At 65.6% G+C, this 21,982-nt stretch carries 22 protein-coding genes and 4 tRNA genes; 9 read left to right on the top strand and 17 right to left on the bottom strand.

The annotated features are described in order from the left end of the window. Positions 1-46: 46 nt before the first annotated feature. From XBLMG947_RS01340 to XBLMG947_RS01290, 11 genes are all read right to left on the bottom strand, one after another. Positions 47-122 (bottom strand) — tRNA-Thr (locus tag XBLMG947_RS01340). Positions 123-155: 33 nt separating this feature from the next. Beyond that, positions 156-229 (bottom strand) — tRNA-Gly (locus XBLMG947_RS01335). 29 nt (positions 230-258) lie between these two features. Continuing rightward, positions 259-344: transfer RNA gene (locus tag XBLMG947_RS01330), tRNA-Tyr, on the bottom strand. A 152-nt stretch (positions 345-496) separates the two neighbouring features. Further along, positions 497-1,588 carry a redox-regulated ATPase YchF gene (ychF, locus tag XBLMG947_RS01325; RefSeq protein ID WP_065466040.1) on the bottom strand — a complete coding sequence of 364 codons (1,092 nt, stop codon included), beginning with the start codon at positions 1,586-1,588 and terminating at the stop codon, positions 497-499. A 77-nt stretch (positions 1,589-1,665) separates the two neighbouring features. Next, positions 1,666-2,247 (bottom strand): aminoacyl-tRNA hydrolase, encoded by a 582-nt coding sequence (pth, locus tag XBLMG947_RS01320; RefSeq protein ID WP_065466039.1) that lies wholly within the window; start codon positions 2,245-2,247, stop codon positions 1,666-1,668. Positions 2,248-2,298: 51 nt separating this feature from the next. After that, positions 2,299-2,934 carry a 50S ribosomal protein L25/general stress protein Ctc gene (locus tag XBLMG947_RS01315; protein WP_065466038.1) on the bottom strand — a complete coding sequence of 212 codons (636 nt, stop codon included), beginning with the start codon at positions 2,932-2,934 and terminating at the stop codon, positions 2,299-2,301. A 109-nt stretch (positions 2,935-3,043) separates the two neighbouring features. Further along, on the bottom strand, positions 3,044-4,003 hold the full coding sequence (locus tag XBLMG947_RS01310) for a ribose-phosphate diphosphokinase (protein ID WP_010367308.1): 960 nt from the start codon (positions 4,001-4,003) through the stop codon (positions 3,044-3,046). 141 nt (positions 4,004-4,144) lie between these two features. After that, positions 4,145-4,221, bottom strand: a tRNA-Gln gene (locus XBLMG947_RS01305). A 3-nt stretch (positions 4,222-4,224) separates the two neighbouring features. Further along, positions 4,225-5,112, bottom strand: a complete 888-nt coding sequence (gene ispE, locus XBLMG947_RS01300; RefSeq protein ID WP_065466037.1) for a 4-(cytidine 5'-diphospho)-2-C-methyl-D-erythritol kinase — start codon at positions 5,110-5,112, stop codon at positions 4,225-4,227. Beyond that, complete coding sequence (gene lolB, locus XBLMG947_RS01295; RefSeq protein ID WP_065466036.1) at positions 5,094-5,747, bottom strand: lipoprotein insertase outer membrane protein LolB; 654 nt, start codon at positions 5,745-5,747, stop codon at positions 5,094-5,096. The genes ispE and lolB overlap by 19 nt, the downstream gene beginning before the upstream one ends. Beyond that, positions 5,744-7,432 carry a tetratricopeptide repeat protein gene (locus XBLMG947_RS01290; RefSeq protein WP_065466035.1) on the bottom strand — a complete coding sequence of 563 codons (1,689 nt, stop codon included), beginning with the start codon at positions 7,430-7,432 and terminating at the stop codon, positions 5,744-5,746. The genes lolB and XBLMG947_RS01290 overlap by 4 nt, the downstream gene beginning before the upstream one ends. A gap of 65 nt (positions 7,433-7,497) precedes the next feature. On the opposite strand from XBLMG947_RS01290, the gene hemA reads away from it, so the two are divergent. From hemA to ppk2, 5 genes are all read left to right on the top strand, one after another. Then, positions 7,498-8,796: a glutamyl-tRNA reductase gene (gene hemA / locus XBLMG947_RS01285; RefSeq protein WP_065466034.1), complete on the top strand. Its 1,299-nt coding sequence runs from the start codon at positions 7,498-7,500 to the stop codon at positions 8,794-8,796. After that, positions 8,774-9,859: a peptide chain release factor 1 gene (prfA, locus tag XBLMG947_RS01280; RefSeq protein ID WP_065466033.1), complete on the top strand. Its 1,086-nt coding sequence runs from the start codon at positions 8,774-8,776 to the stop codon at positions 9,857-9,859. Before hemA ends, prfA begins: the two co-directional genes overlap by 23 nt. Then, positions 9,856-11,562, top strand: a complete 1,707-nt coding sequence (locus XBLMG947_RS01275; protein WP_065466032.1) for an O-linked N-acetylglucosamine transferase, SPINDLY family protein — start codon at positions 9,856-9,858, stop codon at positions 11,560-11,562. The genes prfA and XBLMG947_RS01275 overlap by 4 nt, the downstream gene beginning before the upstream one ends. A 126-nt stretch (positions 11,563-11,688) precedes the next feature. After that, a complete protein-coding gene (moaB, locus tag XBLMG947_RS01270; protein WP_065466031.1) occupies positions 11,689-12,207 on the top strand; it encodes a molybdenum cofactor biosynthesis protein B in 519 nt (172 codons plus the stop codon). 30 nt (positions 12,208-12,237) lie between these two features. Beyond that, positions 12,238-13,020 (top strand): polyphosphate kinase 2, encoded by a 783-nt coding sequence (ppk2, locus tag XBLMG947_RS01265; protein WP_065466030.1) that lies wholly within the window; start codon positions 12,238-12,240, stop codon positions 13,018-13,020. Here ppk2 and XBLMG947_RS01260 read toward each other — a convergent pair. The 4 genes from XBLMG947_RS01260 to XBLMG947_RS01245 all read right to left on the bottom strand — a co-directional run bounded on the left by XBLMG947_RS01260 (position 13,002) and on the right by XBLMG947_RS01245 (position 16,459). Next, positions 13,002-14,231: a hypothetical protein gene (locus XBLMG947_RS01260; RefSeq protein ID WP_065466029.1), complete on the bottom strand. Its 1,230-nt coding sequence runs from the start codon at positions 14,229-14,231 to the stop codon at positions 13,002-13,004. The genes ppk2 and XBLMG947_RS01260 overlap by 19 nt on opposite strands. A gap of 85 nt (positions 14,232-14,316) precedes the next feature. After that, the gene (locus XBLMG947_RS01255) at positions 14,317-14,583 is read right to left on the bottom strand and encodes an acylphosphatase (protein ID WP_065466028.1); all 267 of its coding nucleotides are present in this window, start codon (positions 14,581-14,583) and stop codon (positions 14,317-14,319) included. Continuing rightward, entirely contained in the window at positions 14,583-15,185 is a 603-nt protein-coding gene (locus XBLMG947_RS01250; RefSeq protein WP_065466027.1) for a TlpA family protein disulfide reductase, read from the bottom strand. Before XBLMG947_RS01250 ends, XBLMG947_RS01255 begins: the two co-directional genes overlap by 1 nt. After that, complete coding sequence (locus XBLMG947_RS01245; protein ID WP_065466026.1) at positions 15,182-16,459, bottom strand: YihY family inner membrane protein; 1,278 nt, start codon at positions 16,457-16,459, stop codon at positions 15,182-15,184. Before XBLMG947_RS01245 ends, XBLMG947_RS01250 begins: the two co-directional genes overlap by 4 nt. Before the next feature lie 111 nt (positions 16,460-16,570). Here XBLMG947_RS01245 and wrbA point away from each other — a divergent pair, with 111 nt between their 5' ends. Together wrbA and XBLMG947_RS01235 are read left to right on the top strand one after the other, a co-directional pair. After that, entirely contained in the window at positions 16,571-17,167 is a 597-nt protein-coding gene (gene wrbA / locus XBLMG947_RS01240; protein WP_065466057.1) for an NAD(P)H:quinone oxidoreductase, read from the top strand. Then, positions 17,164-17,508, top strand: a complete 345-nt coding sequence (locus tag XBLMG947_RS01235) for a DUF2069 domain-containing protein (RefSeq protein ID WP_065466025.1) — start codon at positions 17,164-17,166, stop codon at positions 17,506-17,508. Before wrbA ends, XBLMG947_RS01235 begins: the two co-directional genes overlap by 4 nt. 211 nt (positions 17,509-17,719) lie before the next feature. Here XBLMG947_RS01235 and XBLMG947_RS01230 read toward each other — a convergent pair whose 3' ends face one another. After that, positions 17,720-18,922, bottom strand: a complete 1,203-nt coding sequence (locus tag XBLMG947_RS01230; RefSeq protein ID WP_083992780.1) for a glycoside hydrolase family 30 beta sandwich domain-containing protein — start codon at positions 18,920-18,922, stop codon at positions 17,720-17,722. A gap of 170 nt (positions 18,923-19,092) precedes the next feature. On the opposite strand from XBLMG947_RS01230, the gene XBLMG947_RS01225 reads away from it, so the two are divergent. Both XBLMG947_RS01225 and ybaK read left to right on the top strand, forming a co-directional pair. Further along, positions 19,093-19,578 (top strand): asparaginase domain-containing protein, encoded by a 486-nt coding sequence (locus XBLMG947_RS01225; protein WP_065466023.1) that lies wholly within the window; start codon positions 19,093-19,095, stop codon positions 19,576-19,578. A 4-nt stretch (positions 19,579-19,582) separates the two neighbouring features. Continuing rightward, complete coding sequence (gene ybaK, locus XBLMG947_RS01220) at positions 19,583-20,056, top strand: Cys-tRNA(Pro) deacylase (RefSeq protein WP_065466022.1); 474 nt, start codon at positions 19,583-19,585, stop codon at positions 20,054-20,056. A gap of 207 nt (positions 20,057-20,263) precedes the next feature. Here ybaK and XBLMG947_RS01215 read toward each other — a convergent pair whose 3' ends face one another. Then, positions 20,264-21,961: a S8 family peptidase gene (locus XBLMG947_RS01215; RefSeq protein WP_065466021.1), complete on the bottom strand. Its 1,698-nt coding sequence runs from the start codon at positions 21,959-21,961 to the stop codon at positions 20,264-20,266. Between the last annotated feature and the right edge of the window lie 21 nt (positions 21,962-21,982).

The following is a 21,982-nucleotide window of genomic DNA, read 5'->3' as shown; positions in this document are numbered from 1 at the left end:
GGGTGCGTGTCTCGGTAATCGTTTGGAGTTGAAGACGATTGAGTAATGGTGCTCACGAAAGGAATCGAACCTTCGACCTCCTCCTTACCAAGGAGGTGCTCTACCGACTGAGCTACGTGAGCGAGTTTTGCATTATGCCATGCATTTACGTTCAATGGAGCGGGAGACGGGAATCGAACCCGCACCATCAGCTTGGAAGGCTGAGGTTCTACCGTTGAACTACTCCCGCGCCGGGAACTGCATACCACAACGTGAAACTGGTGGAGGGAGGTGGATTCGAACCACCGAAGGCGTAAGCCAGCAGATTTACAGTCTGCCCCCGTTGGCCGCTTGGGTATCCCTCCGCTTTTACTACCGTACCGGTGCGCCGGGAGGCGAATTCGGTTCGGGGTGAAGCAGCCCGTTATTTTGTTGCGCGACGCATGCAGTGTCAACAAAAATTTGGAACAATCTTCACCATCGCCGACACGTGGCTCGACGCGCCACATGCAGCCAATTAGACGTTGAAACGGAAGTGCAGCACATCACCTTCCTGGACGCGGTATTCCTTGCCTTCCAGGCGCAGACGCCCCGCATCGCGGGCACCGGCTTCACCGCGGTACTTGATGAAGTCGTCAAAGCCAATCGTTTCGGCGCGGATGAAGCCCTTTTCGAAATCGGTGTGGATTACCGCAGCAGCTTGCGGCGCCGTCGAACCGGCCCGGACCGTCCAGGCGCGCACTTCCTTGACGCCTGCGGTGAAGTAGGTCTGTAGGCCCAAAAGCGTGTAAGCCGCGCGGATGACGCGATTCAGTCCTGGCTCTTCCAGGCCGAGATCGGCCAGGAAGGTGTCGCGGTCTTCGTCGTCGAGCTGCGACAACTCTTCCTCAATGGCGGCCGACACTGGGACTACTTCCGCACCTTCGGTCAACGCATGCGCGCGCACCGCATCCAGGTGTGGATTGTTCTCGAAACCGTCCTCGAGCACGTTGGCGATGTACAGCACCGGCTTGAGCGTCAGCAGGAACAGATCGCGCACCAGCGCCTTCTCTTCCTCGTCCAGACCCGCCGCTCGACCGGATTTACCGTCGGCCAGCGCGGCCTGCAACTTGGCCAACACCGGCTTGCGCGCGGCCGCATCCTTGTCGCCGCCTTTTGCGCTGCGTTCGGCACGGTTGAGGGCCTTTTCCACACTATCCAGATCGGCCAGCGCCAGCTCGGTATCGATGGTTTCGATATCGGCGATCGGGTCGACCTTGTTGTTGACGTGGATGACGTCGTCGTTCTCAAAGCAACGCACCACGTGGGTGATCGCATCGACTTCGCGGATGTACGCCAGGAACTTGTTGCCCAGGCCTTCGCCGCTCGCCGCGCCGGCAACGAGGCCGGCAATATCGACGAACTCGACCGCGGTGGGAATCAGTTTTTGCGGCTTGACGATGTCAGCCAGCTGATTAAGGCGCGGATCGGGCACCGGCACGATGCCGACATTCGGCTCGATAGTGCAGAACGGAAAATTGGCCGCAGCGATGCCCGCCTTGGTCAGCGCGTTGAACAGGGTCGACTTGCCGACGTTGGGCAGGCCGACGATGCCGCATTTGATACCCATGGGTTTTCCAGTGAATGGAGAATCGGGAATCGAGAATGGCAAGAGCAGCGCCCTGTCCATTCCCTATTCCCCATTCTCTATTTTTTTTCGGTATGCAGGCGCTTCATCGCCTCGTTGAAATTGCCGTCCATCGCCAGCGGCAGGACATCGATGGCCGCATCCACTGCCATGCCGATTGCCGCATCGTCCTCGCGCCCTGCCCGCCCCAGCACCCATGGCACCACACGATCCTTGTGACCGGGGTGACCGATGCCGACGCGCAAGCGGTGGAATTTGCCGTGTCCGAGCAGGCGGATCGTGTCGCGCAGGCCATTCTGACCGCCATGACCACCGTCGAACTTGAGCCGTGCCGTGCCCGGCGCCAGATCCAATTCGTCGTGTGCGACAAGCATCTGCTCCGGTTCGATCTTCCAGAACCGCAACGCGGCAGTGATCGATTTGCCACTGAGATTCATGAAGGTGGCCGGCTTGAGCAGCCAGACCGGTTGTCCTGCAATATCGACCCTGGCGGTCTCGCCGAACAACTTGCTCTCCAACGCCCACCGGGCGCCACTGCGCTCGGTAAGGGCATCGACGAAACGAAACCCGGCGTTATGCCGGGTTTGCGCGTGTTCGGGACCGGGATTGCCCAGCCCGACGATCAGACGAAGTGCAGACATGCCAGTGACCGCAGCCGATTCCCCGCATGCTGCGAAGAACCGGCCAACGGATTACTTGGTCTCTGCGCCTTCGCTGCCTTCTTCGTCGGCAGCGTCTTCTTCTTCGATCCGCACGTGCTTGGCCGCAACCACGGCCACGTCGTGTTCCTTGCCCAGCTTCAGCTCCGGAATTTCGACGCCGGCCGGCAGCTTGATTTCGGACAAGTGGATCACGTTGCCCACTTCCAGGGCACCGAGGTCGACTTCGATGAACTCCGGGAGGTCCTTCGGCAGGCAGACCACCTGGACTTCGTTGAGTTCGTGGGTCACGACCACTTCGCTGGACTTACCGGCCGGCGAGGCTGCTTCGTTGACGAAGTGCAGCGGCACAGCGGCGCTGAGCTTCTCGTTGGCGCTGACGCGCTGGAAGTCGATGTGCATGATCAGCTGCTTGAACGGATGGCGCTGCATGTCACGCAGCAGCACCTGCTGCACGTCGCCATTGAGGTTCAGGTCCAGGATCGACGAGTAGAACCACGCGTTCTGCTGGGCAAGCCAGACCTGCTCGTGATTGAGCTGAATGCTGACCGGCTCGAGTTCGCCACCGTAGACGATGGCCGGAATGACGCCAGCGTGACGCAGGCGGCGGCTCGCACCCTTCCCCTCGTCAGCGCGGCGCTCGACCTTGATTTCATGAGTCTTTGCCATTGGATTTCACTACCTAGTTTGGAACACCGCCTCGCGGCGATGAAGCGTCTCACCCGCGACCAGGTGAGACGTGTGGCGGCACCCGGGAATCCGGGCACCGAGTGGGGCATCAGTCGACGTAGAGCGAGCTGACCGATTCGCCGAAAGCGATACGGCGGATGGTTTCGGCCAGCAGCTCGGCCACGCTCAGCTGACGAATCTTGGCGCAGGTGCGCGCCGCTTCGTTCAACGGAATCGTGTCGGTGACCACCAGCTCGTCGAGCTGCGAATTGTTGATGTTGTCCACCGCCGGGCCGGACAGCACCGGGTGGGTGATGTAGGCCACGACCTTGAGCGCGCCGCGCTGCTTCAGCGCTGCGGCGGCCGCACACAAGGTGCCGGCGGTATCGACCAGGTCGTCGACCAGCACGCAGGTCTTGCCCTGCACGTCGCCGATGATGTTCATCACAGTGGCCACGTTGGCACGCGGACGGCGCTTGTCGATGATGGCCAGATCGGCATCGTCCAGACGCTTGGCGACGGCGCGCGCGCGCACCACGCCACCCACGTCGGGCGAAACGACGATCAGGTTGTCGGTGCCGTAGGCACGCCAGATATCGGCCAGCAGCAGCGGCGAGGCGTAGACGTTGTCGACCGGCACATCGAAGAAGCCCTGGATCTGGTCGGCATGCAGGTCGACCGTCAACACGCGGTCGGCTTCCATCGCGCAGATCATCTTGGCGGCGACCTTGGCGGTGATCGGCACGCGCGAGGAACGCATGCGGCGGTCCTGACGCGAATAACCGAAATACGGGATCACTGCGGTGACGGACTGGGCGCTGGCGCGCTTGAGGGCGTCGATCAGCACCAGCAGTTCCATCAGGTTTTCAGCGCTCGGCGCGCAGGTCGGCTGGATGACGAACACTTCCTGCCGGCGCACGCTTTCTTCGATCTCGACCTGCACTTCGCCATCGGAAAAGCGCGTGACCAGCGCCTTGCCCATGCGAACGCCCAGCTCCTTGCAGATGCTTTGGGCAAGCGGCTTGTTGGCATTGCCGGAGAACACCAGCAGGTTACGTTGGTCTTGCATGAGATCTCTCGGGCGGCGGCGCGAAGCGTGCGGGCGATGGTGGAGCTGGATAAAGCCGACCCAATGCCGGGCTTCTTGTTCAATCCCCGCACATGGATGTGCAGGCTGTTGCAGAGGGATCTGCATCAATCCATCAATAACTGGCAGGGGCGGTAGGATTCGAACCTACGAATGCCAGGATCAAAACCTGGTGCCTTGGGCCTCTTGGCGACGCCCCTGCATCAAACCTTCATCGCGTCCCGCGCGTCGAGCAATGGCGAGTGCGCTGCACCCTCCACCACCCAGGCACGCAGGCTGCCCGGCAACTGCGCCAGGGCCTGCTCTGCAGCAGCGCGCGCGGCGAATTCGACGAAACAGCCACTTCCCGACCCGGTCAAACGTGGTGTGCCAACCCTGGAAAGCGCCTGGAACACTGCCTCAACGACGGGTTCGCGGCGCCTCAGAACCGGCTCGAACGCGTTGTCGAGCAGAGAACCGGAAGCGAAGTCCGCTATTTTCGCGGGCGCGGCATCCCGCGTCAATTCCTGTGATCGAAATAACGCCGGTGTCGGCACATGAACGCCCGGATCAACCAGCAAGTAGGTCGCTTGCGGCAGGGCGATCGGGGTCAGTCGTTCGCCCACGCCTTCGGCCCAGGCATTGCGGCCGCGGACGAAGACCGGCACGTCCGCGCCCAGTTGTAGGCCCAGCTCGGCCAGCGCATCGACCGCCAGACCCAGGCCCCACAAGGCATTGAGCGCCACCAGCACCGTTGCTGCGTCCGAGGAACCGCCACCGAAACCGCCGCCGGCGGGGATGCGTTTGTCGACACGAATCTCCGCGCCCGCCCGAGTGCCCGTTGCCGATTGCAGCAGGCGCGCCGCGCGGATTACCAAGTCATCGTCTTCGGCCATGCCGGGCAAACTCTCGCCAATGCGGCGGATCTGTCCGTCGCTGCGCACGCGAAGATGAATGGTGTCCCCCCAATCCAGCAACCGGAACACGGTCTGCAGCAGGTGATAGCCGTCGGCGCGGCGCCCGGTGATCTGCAGAAACAGATTCAACTTGGCCGGCGCGGGCCACGCCGACCAATCGTTGCCCGGCGCATCCATCAGGGCGATATGGTCCATTGGTCGACCAACAGGCGCACCTTGGCTTCGCCGTGACGGGCTTCGATCCGCTGCGGCAACTCGGGCTGGCCGGCACTGGCTGGCGTCCAGGCCAGAAATTCGATCGTCCAGCCGTCCTGTTGCACGGTGCGCGGGCGCCCGGCGGCATCCAGGTCGACGCGGGCGGCGCCAGCGTCAGCGATGCGCAGCGCGCGCACCCAGTCGGGCATCTGATTGACCGGGATGGTCCACCCGGTCGCTTCCAGCAACACCTGCTCGGCATCGGGGCCGCTGCGCGTGCCGCCCTCCAGCCCTTCCAGCCGACCTGCACCGCTGGTGGTGTCGCCGGTAAGCACCCAACTTTGCCGGGTGACCGGCGCGCTGAGTTGCACGCGGTAGCGCGGACCGTCCTGCTGCCAGTCGATACGGCCGCTGCCACCATTGCGGTCCTTGCTGATCGCCACCCGGCCCTGGAACGACCAGTTGGGATGCGCCTGCAGCCAGGCCTGGCGCGCGGCTTCGGTTTGGCGGGCACTGTCGGAAACCTGCTCGACCACCGCCGCGCCACCGCCCTGCCCACGCGGCACGCTGACGCAGGCCGACAGCCCACCCAGTACCAGCCCGCTCAGGGCCAGCGCTCGGAGCGCCATGCTCATAGCCCGAATTTTTCCACCGCGCGCTGCAGCGCACGGTTCTCCGGTTCCAGGCGACGGGCTTCATCGAAGTAGCGCCGTGCCTCGTCCTGCTTGCCGCTGACCCACAGCACTTCGCCCACGTGGGCGGCGATTTCCGGATCCTTGACCAGCGCCCAGGCGCGACGCAGCTGCACCAACGCCTCCTTGGTGCGGCCCATGCGGTACAGCACCCAGCCATAGCTATCGACGATGGCCGGATTGTCCGGGTCGGCGGTGCGGGCGCGGTCGATCAGCGCCAACGCTTCCTTGTAACGGGTGGTGCGGTCGGCCAGGGTGTAGCCCAGCGCGTTCAAGGCCGCGACGTTTTCCGGCTCGGCCACCAGGATCTTGCGCAGATCGGCCTCGGCACGCGGCACATCGTCGCGCCGCTCCCAGGCCAGCCCGCGGGCGTACAGCAGTGCGCTGTCGTCCGGGTAAGCCGCCAGACCACGTTCGAAGGCGTCCAACTCGCCCGGCGCATCGTCGGCCCGCTGATGCAGCTCGGCCTCAAGCACGTAGGCATCGCGGCGGGCGTCATCGTCGGCAGTGGCGTCACTCTGCAGGGCGCGGGCTTCGGCCAGCGCCTCGGGCTTGCGGCCCAGTTCGTACAACGCGCTGGCGGCGCGCAGACGCGCCTCACTCAGCTGCGGGCCACCCGGCACGCCGCGATACCACTCCACTGCCTCGTCGTAACGCTTGAGGAATTCGGCGATCTTGCCCAGCAGCAGACGGCGGTCCGGATCGGGCTTGGTGGCATTGCTTTTCAGCTCGCCGTACAGCGCTTCAAGCGAGCTGCGATCTTTTTCCTTGGCCAGCATCGAGGCACGCAAGCCGTAGGTCTGGGTGTCCTGCGGCCCGGTCGAGAGCACGCGCGCAGCGGCTTCGGTCTGGCCCATAGCGTCGTAGGCGAAGGCCAGCGCGCCGCGCAGCTCCGAATCCTTGACCGCCTTCGGCTCGATGTTCTTCAGCAGCGCCAGCGCTTCATCGTTGTTGCCTTCCTGCTGCAGCTGGGTGGCGTGCAACAAGGCCACGCGCGGCTCTTCGGGGAAGCGGCGCACGACTTCGTCGACGATGCGCTTGGCCAGTGCCGGACGCTCCATGCGCAGCGCCAGTCGGCCGAATTCCTGCCAGGCTTCGATCTCGTTAGGGATGGCGCCGGCCTTGACCAGGTCTTCGAGCACATCGGCAGAGGCTTCGGGTTCGCGGCCGCCGTTGGCCAGGGCGATCAGCGCAGAACGCCAGCCACGCGGGCCTGGCTCCTTGAGCAGGCCAAGCAGATCGCGGCGGGCGGTGCGCAGATCGTTGCGGCGCAGAGCCAGGGAGGCCTCGGTGCTACGCATGGACATCGACGACGGCGCGCGGGCACGCCATAGCGCCAGCGCTTCGATCGCGCGCGGGTCGTCGTTGGCCAGCATGGCGATGCGGGCCGCACGCTCGGCCAGGCCGGCATCGCCGGCTTCGGCCTTGGCCGCGTCCAGGTAGGAGCGCGCGGCATCGTCCAACTGTCCGGCCTGCAAGGCGAATTCGCCGGCCAGCACGGGCTCCAGCGACGAGACGCCAGCACTGCGACTGGATGGAGCGGACGGTGCTTTCTTGGATGCTGCGGTGGCACTGGCGGAGACTGCGACCAGCAGAAGAACACACAGGATGCGAATCGGTACAGGCATCGGGGGCAACCGGGCCGTAAAATGGGGCCCTGAATGGCCGCCAGCTTATCGCAAGCAACTGAACAATGACGTTGTGGGTGCTCGGACTGAATCACCAGACCGCACCTGTGGACCTGCGCGAACGCGCAGCGTTCGCAGGTGATGCGCTGCCGCGCGCGCTCGAGTCGTTGCGTGCCCTGCCCCAGGTGAGCGAAGCCGCGCTGCTGTCCACCTGCAACCGCACCGAGCTGTATGCGATGGCCGACGAGGCGCACAGTCTGGTGACCTGGCTGGAAACGCATGCGCCCGGGCTGAGCGGTTATCTGTACCAGCACCAGGAGGCCGAGGCGGTGCGTCACCTGTTCCGGGTGGCCACCGGGCTGGATTCGATGGTGCTGGGCGAGCCGCAGATCCTGGGTCAGGTGAAGGACGCCTGGGCGGTGGCGCGTGCGCATGGTGCACTGGGCAGCGGACTGGACCGCTTGTTCCAGCAGACCTTTTCGGTCGCCAAGCGTGCGCGGACCGATACCCGTGTGGGTGCCAATCCGATTTCGGTCGCATCCACGGCGGTGCGGCTGGCGCAGGAATCCTTCGCCCGGCTCAACGAATCCACGGTGCTGCTGATCGGCGCCGGCGAAACCATCGAACTGGCCGCCAAGCATCTGAGCGAAGGCCGCGTACGCCGTTTGCTGATCGCCAATCGCACGCTGGCCCACGCACAGAGGCTGGCTAGCCAGCACGGCGGCTACGCCTTGCCGCTGACCGATCTGGACCGCCACCTGGCCGAAGCCGATGTGGTGTTTTCGGCCACCGCCGCGCACGAGCCGCTGGTGACCCGCGTGCAGGTGGAGCAGGCATTACGCGCACGCAAGCGCAAGCCGATGCTGCTGTTCGACCTGGCGGTGCCGCGCGATATCGAGGCCTCGGTGGGCGAGTTGAGCGACGCCTACCTGTACACGGTGGACGATCTGGAACGCGCGGTCGAAGACAACCGCCGCGGCCGCCGCGAAGCCGCCGACCAGGCCGAAGCCATCATCGACCTGCAGGTGGCGCGCTATGTCGAAACCTTGCAGGCCAACGCGCGCCAGGCACCGCTCAAGCGGCTGCGCGCCTTTGGCGACAGCACCCGCGACGAACTGCTGGCCAAGGCACGCCAGCAGTTGCACAACGGCAAACCGGCCGACGAAGTGCTGGAGCAGTTGGCGCATGCGCTGACCAACCGCCTGCTGCATCCGCCCACTGCCGCACTGCGCGATGCAGCGCTCAACAACGACCTGGAATTGACCACGGCGGCCGACCGGCTGTTTCCTGAAAAACCGGGTTACCAACATCCCCCTATAGCTACCCCGATCGTGAGGACCGATGACGCCGACTCTGCGCCGTAAGCTCGAAGCGCTGGCCGAGCGCCGCGAAGAACTGCAGCACCTGCTCTCCGACCCCGATGTGGTCAACAACAACGACAAGTTCCGCACCCTGTCGCGCGAACTGTCGCAACTGGAGCCGGTCGCGGTGGCGCTGGAAGACGAGGCGCGCGCCAAGGCCGACCTGGCTGCGGCCCAAGCCATGCGCAACGACCCGGAGATACGCGAGCTGGCCGAAGAGGAAATCGCCACGGCACAGGCGCGCCTGGAAGAACTCGATGCACAGCTGGCATTGCTGCTGGTACCGCGCGACCCGCGCGACGATGGCAACCTGTTTTTGGAAGTGCGCGCCGGCACCGGCGGCGACGAAGCGGCGATCTTTGCCGGCGACCTGTTCCGCATGTACGCGCGCTACGCCGAGCGCCAGGGCTGGAAGGTGGAAATCGAATCCGACAGCCCCGGCGAACACGGCGGCTACAAGGAAGTGGTGGCGCGCGTGGTCGGGCGCGGTGCGTATTCGCGCTTGAAATTCGAATCCGGCACACACCGCGTGCAACGCGTGCCGGCGACCGAATCGCAGGGCCGTATCCACACCTCGGCCGCCACGGTGGCGATCATTCCCGAAGCCGATGACGTGGAAGAAATCATCATCAATCCGGCCGATCTGAAGGTGGACACGTTTCGCTCGTCCGGTGCGGGCGGCCAACACGTCAACAAGACCGAGTCGGCGATCCGCATCACCCACGTGCCCAGCGGCGTGGTGGTGGAATGCCAGACCGAGCGCAGCCAGCACGCCAATCGCGACAAAGCGATGAAGCGGTTGACAGCGCAGTTGGTGGAAGCCGAACGCAGCAAGGCGGCCGCCGCGGAAGCGCAAACCCGCAAGTTGCAGGTGGGTAGCGGCGATCGCAGCCAACGTATCCGCACCTACAGCTTTCCGCAGGGCCGCATCACCGATCATCGCGTCGACGGGCTGACCTTGTACGACCTGCCCAACATCATCGAAGGCGATCTGGATGCGTTGATCGCACGGCTGCTGCACGAGCATCAGGCCGACGAGCTGGCACGGTTGAGCGACAGCCCGTGAGTGCGCAGGTCCCGCGCGAGCTCTTGCAGCTGCGCGAGGCAGTGCGACGCCAGCCCGCCGATTTTGTCGCCTGGTTGATGCTGGCCGATGCCGAGCTCGGCATGGGCGCCACCGCTGCCGGCGAAGCCGCCGTGCAGCGCGCACTGGTGCTGCATCCAGGGCATCCGGAAGCGATAGCGCGGCTGGGCCGGGTGCGCTGGGCGCAGCAGCGCCATGTGGAAGCGGCCACGTTGCTGCAGCAGGCCTCGGACCTGGTACCGCAGCATCCGGGGATTGCCCTGTGGCTTGGGCATGCGTTGGAGGATGCAGGCCAACCGGAGCAGGCCGCCGCTGCCTATACGCGCGCGCATCAGCTGTTGCCCGACGCGCCCTACATCACCGCGCAATTGCTCAATTGGCGACGCCGCCTGTGCGATTGGCGCGAGCTGGAATCACTGGCTGCGCAGGTGCGCACTGCCGTGGCGCAAGGCCAGGCGGCGGTGGAGCCGTTCGCGTTCCTGAGCGAGGACGCCAGCGCTGCGGAGCAACTGGCGTGTGCCCGGACCCGTGCGCAAGCGATTGCCTCATCTCTGCGCCCGCTGCCAACGGCCACGGTGCGTGGCCGCGGCGCACTGCAGCTCGGCTTCGTTTCCAACGGCTTTGGCGCGCACCCCACCGGCTTGCTGACCGTGGCCTTGTTCGAAGCCCTGCAGGCTCGGCAGCCGGACATGCAGGTGCAGCTGTTTGCCACCAGCCATGACGATGGCAGCGAGATCCACGCGCGCCTGGCGCAGGCATCGCGCCTGCACGACGTCACCGCGCTGGGGCATCTGGCCACTGCGCAGCACATTCGCGACCAGGGCATCGATCTGCTGTTCGATCTGCGCGGCTGGGGCGGTGGCGGACGTCCGGAAGTCTTTGCGTTACGACCGGCACCGGTCCAACTCAACTGGCTGGCGTATCCGGGCACCTCGGGCGCGCCGTGGATGGACCATGTGCTCGGCGATGTATTTGCATTGCCGCCGTCGCTGGAGCCGTTTTACAGCGAACAGGTGCTGCGCCTGCCGCGCGCGTTTCAGCCCTCGGACAGCGCGCGCACCGTTGCCGAACCGCCATCGCGCGCGGAATGCGGTTTACCTGCGCAAGGCCTCGTGCTGTGCTGCTTCAACAACAGTTACAAGCTCAATCCACGCAGCATGACGCGCATGCTGGCGGTGTTGCGCGCAGTGCCCGGCAGCGTGTTGTGGCTGCTGTCCGGACCAGGAGAAGCCGATGCGCGATTGCGTGCAGCAGCGCAGGCACAGGGCCTGGATCCGCAGCGTTTGGTGTTCATGCAGAAGTTGCCGCATCCGCACTATCTGGCGCGCTACCGGCACGCGGATCTGTTTTTGGATACGCATCCCTACAACGCGCACACCACCGCCTCCGATGCGCTATGGGCAGGCTGTCCGGTGTTGACGACGCCGGGCGAAACGTTTGCCGCGCGTGTGGCTGGCAGCCTGAATCATCACCTGGGCTTGGATGACATGAACGTGGCCGATGACGCTGCGTTTGTCGCCAAGGCGATCGAACTTGCGAACGATGCGGATGCCTTGCGTCGCGTGCGCACGCGTCTGGCGGAGCAACGCCTGCGCCGTGGCGTGTTCGATATGGACGGGTTTGCCGATGACCTGGCTGCGCTCGTGCGAGGCATTGCCCAGCGCAATGGGTGGCTGGGGGTTTAGACGGTGGATGCGGCGGGCGCCGCCCGCGACACCTGCCAGCTTCAACCAACGCCTGTCGTCACCGGCCGCGCGCAACTTCACACCGCCGCGCTGTACCCGGCTGCCCAGGCTCGCTAGGCTGCGTGCATGCCTTCCAACCTCGACTTCATTCCCCTGCGCCTGTGCGTGTTGACCGTGTCCGACAGCCGCAGCCTGGCCGATGACCGCTCCGGCGATTACCTGGCCGATGCCCTTACCCATGAAGGCCACGTGCTGCACGAACGTGCACTCTGCGCGGACGACCGTTATCGCATGCGTGCGATCGTGTCCGGCTGGATCGCCGATGCGCAGGTCGATGGCATCCTGATCACCGGCGGCACCGGCTTCACGGGCCGCGACAGCACACCGGAAGCGATCACCCCGTTGCTGGACAAGGTCATGCCCGGCTTCGGCGAGATGTTCCGGGCGATCAGCGTGGAAGAAATCGGCACCTCGTCGCTGCAGTCGCGCGCGTTTGCCGGGCTTGCCAATCACAGCTTCGTGTTCTGCCTGCCCGGCTCCACCTCGGCCTGCCGCACGGCCTGGGAAAGGATCGTGCTTGCGCAGCTGGATGCGCGTACCAAACCCTGCAATCTTGCGACATTGCGTCCACGCCTGGGCGAATAGCCTGCGCGCTCTATCGCTGCTGGAACACGCATGTCGCACCTGAAACGCAAGGCTTACAAAAAGTTGCTGGCGCCGATGCAATTGGAGCTGGTCAACATGGCGCGCTGGCTGCGCCACACCAACCAGCGTGCGCTGGTGCTGATGGAAGGCCGGGACACCGCCGGCAAGGGCGGCGTGATCCAGACCATTGCCGGCCATCTCAACCCGCGCCAGTGTCGCGTGGTGGCGCTGCCCAAACCCAGCGACCGCGAAAGCACGCAGTGGTATTTCCAGCGCTACGTGACGCATTTGCCGGCGGCCGGCGAAGTAGTGCTGATGGATCGCAGCTGGTACAACCGCGCCGGCGTCGAGAAGGTGATGGGCTACTGCACCGACGTGCAATACGACCTGTTCCTGGAGCAGGCGCCGCGCTTCGAACAGATGCTGGTCGACGACGGCATCCTGCTGTTCAAGTATTGGTTGTGCGTGGACCAGGCCGAGCAGGAAAAGCGCTTTGCCGAACGCCGTGAAGACCCGCTCAAGGGCTGGAAACTGTCACCGGTGGACCTGCAGTCACGCGCCAGGTACGACGACTACACCGCCGCGCGCGAACGCATGCTGGAAGCGACGCATACGCCCGATGCGCCGTGGACCTTGGTGGATTTCAATGATCAGAAACGTGGCCGCCTGAGCCTGATCCGCGATCTGCTGGACCGGCTACCGGACACCGCGGTGCCCGATGATGTGGTGCAGCTGCCGCCATTGCCCGGCAAGCTGCACAAGGAACGCTACGGCGTTCTGGAGCCGATCGACGATTACGCCGCCCAGTCCTGAGAGACTTCGTCGCTTGTCGCAGTGGCACGCGGCAGCGGATGCAGGCCGGCCTGACGTTCGGCCTGCTCGGCCTGCACCACCAGCTGGCTCAGGCGCTGACTGAACAACTGCATGAAGCCGCGATGCAGCGGGCGCATCGCTTCCATGTAGTCCACATCATCGGCCTGCGCACCGAGCGGGCTGCAAGACGACAGCAGCACTTCGTCCAGGCGCAAGGCGCTATCGGGCAGGCGCACCAGTGCGGCGCGGCGTAGCCAGTCGCGCATGCCCGCGCGGTATTCGGCGGCCAGGATGTAGGCCACTTCGACCTGGTCCAGGTCGACATCCGGGTTCCATGCCAACACCTGGATCACCTGCGAACGCTCGTCCAGCATGCGGCCTTCGGCCACCAGGGCATGCAGTTGTTGCAGCAGGCGCCATTGCACGCCAGCGGCCTCGCGCTGGGCGGTCGGCATCGTTTCGATGGCCAGCGCCAGACGCCGCGCGAACAACGCCGGCACTTCGGACAGCACGATCGGGCCGGCATCGGCGCCAAGCAGAAAACGTTCGGTGCGCAGCGCGGCGGTATCGGGCAGATAGCCGTCCTGCAGCGGGCGCATCACGCCGTGGTCGAGCAGCGACAGCACCACATCCAGCCAGTAGCGGCGTTCCTGCTGCAGCGTGCGGCTGGCGGCGGCGTTGTGCCAGGCCTGGCGGACATCGTCCAGGCGGACAATGCAGGACTGCGCATCCAGACCGTCCCACGGCGCGCGGGTCGCATCGTTGGGGTCGAAGGTTTCCGCGCTGAGCATGCCGCCACCGAAACGGTGCCAGGCTGCGCCACGCTGGGCGCCGGCCGGGTCCGGCCGGGGCGCGGCAACCGGGGCTGCAGTGGCCGGGCGCAGGAGTGCCGCGTAGGCATCGGCCCACGAATCGGGCAGGCGCGCCGACAGCGGATAGCTTGCCGAAGGCTGCCCCAGCCCCTGGCGTGCCAGACGCAGGCTCCACACCACCGCACCGACGACGATGCCGCCGAAGATCCACGCCAGCAGCCAGTTGGTTGCCGCCTGCTCGGGCTGCAGCACGCGGGTTTGCGGATGCAGGAACAGCAACCAGCCGCTGCCCAGCAGAACACCGAGATACAGCCACGGCGCCAGCTGCGCCATCTGGCGGTTGCGGCGATGCGCGGGCAGGTCCTGCCCGTCGTTGCGGTCTTGAGATGGAGCGGCCATTACATTCCCCGTGCACGCCTGATCGCGTTGAGAAGGTTATCGGCGCGACCATCCATCTCTGTTGCGCTGCTTCAGTGGCGCACGCTCATCCAGTTACAAAGTCTTCAGTCGGCGGAACGGCGCACGGCGTGCGCGTCACCGCCGCGACCGTCGCGGCTGGCGGGCCCTGCCACAGCCACGCTTCCAGGGCATCCAGCGCCGCCGCGCTGCCCGCGGCGAGCACTTCCACGCTACCGTCCGGCTGGTTGTGGGCATGCCCAACCAGGCCCAGGGCGAGGGCGCGTTCGCGGGTGGACGCGCGAAACCACACGCCCTGCACCTTCCCGCTCACAACAAAGCGCGCCGCCTGCATCACCCCGCCTTGCCGGTGATGCCAACCGCGGCTTCGATATCGTGCGCGGTGACCGGGCCGAGGAATTGCTTGGCGACCTTGCCGTCCGGGCCGATCAGGTAGGTCATCGGCAGACCGCGCGGGGTGGCGAAGTCCTGGGGCGGCTGGTACGGGTCGAGGATGGCGACCGGATATGAGACCGGGTGATCCTTCAAGAACGCCTGCATGTCGGCGGCGGTGATGTCTTCGTACGCCAGGCCCACCACTTCGACGCTGTCGCGCATGGTGTGCAGCGCCGACAGCTCGGGCATTTCCTTCAGACACGGCGCGCACCAGGTGGCCCAGAAATTCACCACCACCCATTTGCCGCGGTGCGCGGCCAGGTCGTAGGTGTCGCCGGTCACGGTCGGCAGCGAAAGCTTGGGCATCTCGGCGGTCTGCTGCACCACCGAGTTGTTGGCCGGCGCGGCCGGGTCGGCGGATTTGGCCGGCGCCTGGGCGGTGGTGGCAGGCGCGGTGCCGTTGCCGGCAGCGGGAGTGCCCTCGCTGGCGGGCTTGCAAGCGGCCAGCAACACCAATGGCAACAGCAGCGCACAAGCGCCGCGGACAAGACGCACGGTCATGGAGGATCTCCGGGAAGGTGGGTGTAAAGGTCGCCGACCGGTTGCGCCAGCACGCCGCGCAATGGTTGACGCAGCTGTTCCAGCGCGGCGGCGGCGGCCTGGCCGTAGGCATCGTCGCGGCACGGCAACGGACGGTCTTCGATCGGCACGCGCAGTTGGCAGTTTTCGTAGAGTTCGGCCAGCGGCACCACGTCCAGGTCACGCGCCAGCAGCCATTGGCCGCGCTCATCGCGCCGCAGCAGGCGGATGCGTTTGAGCTCGCACAGCAGTTCCTGCATCAGCGTGTCGGTGAGCATGGGTTCCAGCGCCAGAATGCGGTCTTCGTCCAGGCCATTGCCGTGGATGCGTGCCTGGCGGAATCGACCCAGCAGGCGCAGCAGGCCGTAGATTTCGAAACCCGGCGGCAGGCGCATGGCTTCGGGCTGATAGCGAAACGCCGACATCGACGAGGCCAGCGAGGCGCCCAGCAACACCGATACCCAGCTCAGGTAGATCCACAGCAGCAGGATCGGCAGTGCCGACAAGGCGCCGTAGATGCGTTGGTAGGTCTGGAAATTACCGAGATAAAAGCCCAAACCCCACTTCACGATCTCCATCAGGATCACCGCCAGCAGCGCGCCCGGCAGCGCATGCCGCAGCCGCACCGCATGCTGCGGCACCACGCGGTAGATCAGCACGATGCAAACGAACTCCACCGCCATCGGCGCCAGCCGCCAGGCGAATTCCGCCAGCCACTGGCCTTCGGTGGTGCGGAATAACGGCAGCGCAAACACATAGGCGGCCATTGCCATCGAGGCGGCGGCGAGCATCGTGCCCAGCGTCAGCACCGTCCAATAGATCAGGAATCGCGTCACCTTCGGGCGCGCGGCCGCCACCCGCCAGATGCTGTTGAAGGTCTGCTCGATGCTGTGCAGGGTAATCAGCAGCGAGGCCACCAGCGCGACCATACCGGCCACGGTGAACTTGCCCAGGTCTTCCAGCGAGCGGTTGAGATAGTTCTGCACCGAGCGCGCTGCGCCGGGCACGAAATTGTTGAAGATGAAATCGGTCAGCGCGTCCTTCCACTCGTTGAAGGCCGGAAACGCCGACAACACGCCGAACACCACGATCGCCAACGGCACCAACGCAAACACCGTGGTGTAAGCCAGCGACGCGGCGGCCTGGAACAGCCGGTCGTCCAGAAAGCGGCGCCACAGAAAACGCCCGAAGCTCACCGTCCGCGCGCGGTCGCGCAGACGTTCTTTCCATTGGTGGAGTTTGTTGACACGCGCCATCGCGCAAGGGTACCCGATGCGCCGTCGTCGCGGCCTTGCCGCGGGTGCGGCGTGCAGCGGGACGGCCGCTTGGCCGATACTGCGGCAACTCACACAGGCGGCAAAGACACCATGGCGGAGATTCTGGTGCTGTATTACAGCCGGGGCGGTTCGGTGGCGCGGCTGGCGCGGCAGATCGCGCGCGGCATCGGCGAAGTGCCCGGCATGAGCGCGCGGCTGCGCACGGTGCCACCGGTCGCCGCGGTCACCCAGACCAGCGCCCCGCCGGTGCCGGACGAAGGCGCGCCCTACGTGGACCGCGCCGACCTGGCCGAATGCAGCGGCCTGCTGCTGGGCAGCCCCACCCGCTTCGGCAACATGGCCGCACCGATGAAGCACTTCCTCGACAGCCTGGGCGCCGAGTGGGCCAGCGGCACCCTGGCCGGCAAGCCGGCAGGCGTGTTCACCTCCAGCGCCTCGATGCATGGCGGCCAGGAATCCACCCTGCTGTCGATGCACTTGCCGCTGCTGCACCACGGCTGCCTGATCGTCGGCATCCCGTTCACTGAGGCTGCGCTCAGCCATACCACCAGTGGCGGCACCCCGTATGGCGCCAGCCATGTGTCCGGCGCCGGCGGTGACCCGCAACCCAGCGAGGACGAAGCCCTGCTGGCGCGCGCGTTGGGCCGCCGGGTGGCGGATGTGGCACGGCGGCTGGCAAGCCCGTGAGCGTGCGCGCCATGCATTGGCTGCTGAGTGCCGCGTTGCTGGCGCTGACGGTGTTGTTTGCGGTCTGGTTTCACGACGACCCACGCCCGCTCGCCACGCTCATCGTGTTCGTGCTGCCGGCCGCGCTGACCGGTGTGTTGGCGGTGCGCAGCGCGCGTGCGCGCTTCTGGGCCGGCGTGTTTGCGCTGGGCTGGTTCAGTCACGGCGTGATGGCGGCCTGGAGCCAGCCCCAGGCACGTGGAATGGCGTGGCTGGAATTATTGCTTGCACTGGCGGTGGTGGGCCTGGTGGGTGGCCCCGGCATGGCGGCACGCTTCGGCAAGAAACGCGCGCCGCGTTGATGCATGCCCAACTGCGCGATGCAGCGGGCGCCCGCGCATCTATTTGAAGCAGTCAGGGCGCTAGCACCCGAGAACAGCCGATCAACCAACCGCGCTCACCGTCAGGCGAGCGCGGCCGGTGCACCGGGTAGCATGTACCAGCGTCCACTCCGACCGCCAAACGCGTTCCACGCTCACCTGACGGCGACGTGTGACGTTTTGGTGGCCGCTCTCAGTTTCCGACCAGCGTGGTCACGCTGTGCGGGTCGACATACAGCGAGGTCTTGCCATTGACCACGCTGTAGTTGCCGCCGAACCCCACATTGAGCGTGCTCGACGTGCTGTATTTGGCGAACTGCGCGGCAGTGCCGGCCGGTAGCGTCAGATCCAGCCGCTGATGGCTGGTGCCGGTGTTGACCGCCACCAGCACCAGCTTGTTGTCCGGTGTGCGGTAGGCGGTGACGGAGACATCGGAATACGGGTGCTCGGTAGCCCCGACGCGTACCGAGCCTGGCCGCACGAAGCGTGCGAACTGCGACATCGCATAGCCGCGCTTGCTCACTGCGCCGTTTTCGCCGATCAGCCCATAGCTACGCCGGATGTACCACCAGACATACGCATTGAAATTGGCCGCCATGCTGGCGTGCAGCTCGCTGGCCACACCCAATGCCGACGGCCACGCGTTGCCATCGGTGTTGTCGGTGTAATGCTCGGTCATCCACACCTGCTTGCCCTTGCTGCGCGCCAAGGCGTAGTCGCGCGGCGTCGCGCCATACAGATGGCCGGCCACGATGGAGGTGGCCTGATTCGCCGTAGCGTTGTTGAGGACCGAGTCGGTGATGGAGAAGTTGAATCCCACCGACTCGCCGACAATGACCTTGAGGCTGCCGAACTTGCTGCCTTCGCTGCCGAGATAGTTGACGAAATCGCCACCGCTCCAGTCGGCCGACTCGTAATCGGGATGCCAATCCGGCTCGTTTTGCAGGGAAATCGCATACAGCGGTGCCCCCCTGCCCGACATGTAATTGACGAAATCCAGCAGGTGCTGGGTATAGGCGGCGTAGTAGCGCGGCAGCACTTTGCCGCCGTTGATCACGCTGTTGTTGGACTTCATATAGGCCGGCGGCGTCCACGGGCTTGCGAACAGCAGCCCACCCAGCGCACGCACGCGCGTGGCCGTGGGCACCTGCGTTGCCCAGCCGGCACTGGAGGGGTCGATACGCATGCGCAGGATCGACAGCCCGATCTGCCCGTTGCCGCTGCCAAAGGCCAGATCCACCTGCGCCGGGGTCAGGTCGTTGATCCAGCCGGCGCCATTCATGCCGCCGAACCCGCGCACTGTCTGGTAGGTCTGCGTGGGCGTGATCGTCACCGTCTGCGCGGCGGCTTGACCCGCCAACAGCACGGCCATCGCGCAAGTCAGCGCGCACAGCATCGATAAGGACGTCCTCCCAAGCAAACGCCACCACATGTAGCCGGGCGAGCGCGCGTTTCGACCATGCGCTTTCGCCACGGCCGCAGCCTTACTGTCAGCCTCCCGGTCGGGCGGTATCATGACGCCCCGCGCGCGGCATGCACCGCGTTAGTCCTACAGGATTCGCAGCAATGGAAGACCTCCTGATCGTCACCACCGGTGGCACGATCGACAAGATCTATTTCGACGACAAATCGGACTACCAGATCGGCGACCCGCAGATCGGCCAGATCTTGAAAGAACTGGGCGTGACCTTCCGTTTTTCGGTGATTCCGATCATCCGCAAGGATTCGCTGCACATCACCGAGGCCGACCGCGAATTGATCCGCGCCACCATCGCCGCCCAGCCCACCCGCCACGTGCTGATCACCCACGGCACCGATTCGATGGTGGAGACCGGCAAGGTGCTCCAGTCGATTTCCGACAAGACGATCGTGATGACCGGCGCGCTCAATCCGGCGCGTTTCCGCGGCTCGGACGCCGAATTCAATATCGGTTGCGCGGTCGGTGCAGTGCAATCGCTGCCGGCAGGCGTGTACATCGCCATGAACGGGCGCGTCTGGAATCCGGAAAAGGTGCGCAAGAACGTGGCCGCCAACCGTTTCGAATCGATCTGACACGATGAGCAACGCCACCCGCGCCACCAAGACATTGGACGCTGCGGGCGTGGGTTACGTGTTGCACCCGTACGCCTATCAGGCCGATGCCGATGCCAAAGGGTTGCAAGCCGCACATGCGCTAGGGCTGCAGCCGCATACCGTGTTGAAGACGCTGATGGCGTGGGTCGACGACAAGGCGATCTGCGTGGTGATTCCATGCGACCGCCGGGTGGCGTTGAAGAAACTGGCCAGCGCCTGCGGCGGCAAGTCCGCACGCATGATGGATGCGGTCGATGCCGAACGGCGCACCGGCTACAAGATCGGCGGCATCAGCCCGCTCGGCCAGCAGCGGCAGGCACCGGTGCTGGTCGAAACCGCAGCGCTGGACGCACCCGCGTTATGGATCAATGCCGGCCAGCGTGGATTGTTGCTGGAATTGCCCGGCGCCCAGCTGTTACATGCACTCGGTGCACGCGCTTGCGCGCTGTGCGAGTGAATGCACCGCCACGATGCCGCGCGTGCCTGCGGGTGTGCGCGTCACTCGCTCAGAAATCGACTCGCACGCTGCATCACGGTCGATCATCCGCTTGGACTTCGACATCCTGCCGATGTCACACCACGCTGCACGCATGCGCTGTCGACCGCCGCGCTAGAGCAGTCGACAGCGTCTCCCGGCGCGGCAGCAACACCGCGCCGAAGTCACTCAATACCCCGCAGTGACGCTGACCCCGGAAAAGCCCAGCGTTGCCTTCAAGCGAACGTAATAGACGCCGGCTGCGGGCGCGGCCAGCGTGCAGCTGTCGCCATTGCCCGGCAACAGGCTGCGGCAGCTGTAGGCGGCATCGGTTGGTAGCGCACCAGCACGTACCGACAGGTCGGCATTACCGCTGCCACCGGCGAGCGTGACCTTGAGCGAACGCGTGCCCGCCGGCACGTTGACCTGGTAATACAGCGAATCGGAGAGCGCCGCACTCAGCCCGGTACGTGCCACATTCCTGATCAACGTGGTCGAATCGATCACCGCCGCCACCGCGCCATCGGCATTCACCAGCCCTGCTCCGCAGCCTTGTGTACAGGCCACCGGCAATGGCCGTGCGCTGGCCTTGAGCAGGGCTTTCACCGTTGCCGGCGTCAGCGGATTCAAGGCCACCGACTGCATCAGCGCCACCACGCCAGCCACATGCGGCGCCGCCATCGAGGTGCCGCTATACACCGCATACGCCGCATTGCCCGGCACTGTGGTTCCGGTATTGAGCGTGGACACGATCGATTGCCCGGGTGCCGCGATATCGATGCCCTTGCCGAAGTTGGAGAAGCTGGCCTTGGCGCCGGCCGAGGTGGTGGCGGCCACTGCGATCACGTTCGCGCAATTGGCCGGCACGCTGGTGGCAACATCCATATTACTGTTGCCGGCGGCCACCACCACCGCGCTGCCACGCGTCACCGCCGCGGTGATGGCGTTGTTCAACGTCGCCGAGCATGTGCCGGCGCCGCCCAACGACAGGTTGATCACCGTGGCCGGATTCGGGTTGGCCGGCACGCCGTTGACCTTGCCACCGGCCGCCCACACGATCGCATCGGCGATATCGGACATGTAGCCGCCGCATCGGCCCAACACACGCAAGGGCAGGATCTTGGCGTTGAACGCTGTGCCGACCACGCCCACCGCATTGTTGCCCACCGCCGCCACGATGCCCGCCACGTGCGTGCCATGCCAGCTGGAATTGGACGCCGACGCGCCAGGCCCGCATTCGTTGGCAGCGGCCCAGTCGCCCTGGTCGGTCGCGGTGGCATCGCGCGCATTGCCATCGCGCGCAGTGGCCGGGTCGACGATGAAGTCGTAGCCGGGCAGCACGTTGGCTGCCAGATCCGGATGATTGGTGATGCCGGTGTCGATCACCGCCACCACGATGCCTTTGCCGGTGGAGCGATCCCAGGCCGGACGGATGTTGAGACTCGCGGCAGTCGCCCCCATCGCCCACTGCTGCGGCACGCCTGGGTCGTTGGGAACCAGCAATGGCCGCATCAGGATGTCCACTTCCACACGCTTGACCGCGGGGTCCGCGGCCAGGCGCCGCATCAGGCTTTCCGAATCCACGCGGTCCAGCTTGCGGTCGGCCACCAGCAGCATCGGTCCGCCACTGAGCCGGCGCGTAGCCGACAGACCCAATGCACGTCCGTGCGCTTCCGGCACGGCGCGCGCGATGTCACCCCATGGCGCAACCAACCCGGTCGCCCGGCTGCTGCCGACGCGGTCCTTGTAGCTGACGATGAAGCGCTGATGGGTGCTGCTGGAGTTCAACCCTTGCAGATTGACCTCGCCGGCAGCGGCATGAAACGTGCATGACAACGCGCAGACGAATGCAACGCGGCGCAGTGTGCCAACTGACTGATACGACATGACTCCATCCCTCCCCAAGGA

This window comes from Xanthomonas bromi, assembly GCF_900092025.1.
In the GTDB taxonomy this organism is placed as follows: domain Bacteria; phylum Pseudomonadota; class Gammaproteobacteria; order Xanthomonadales; family Xanthomonadaceae; genus Xanthomonas; species Xanthomonas bromi.
This window is presented reverse-complemented; position numbering and strand designations above follow the sequence as displayed.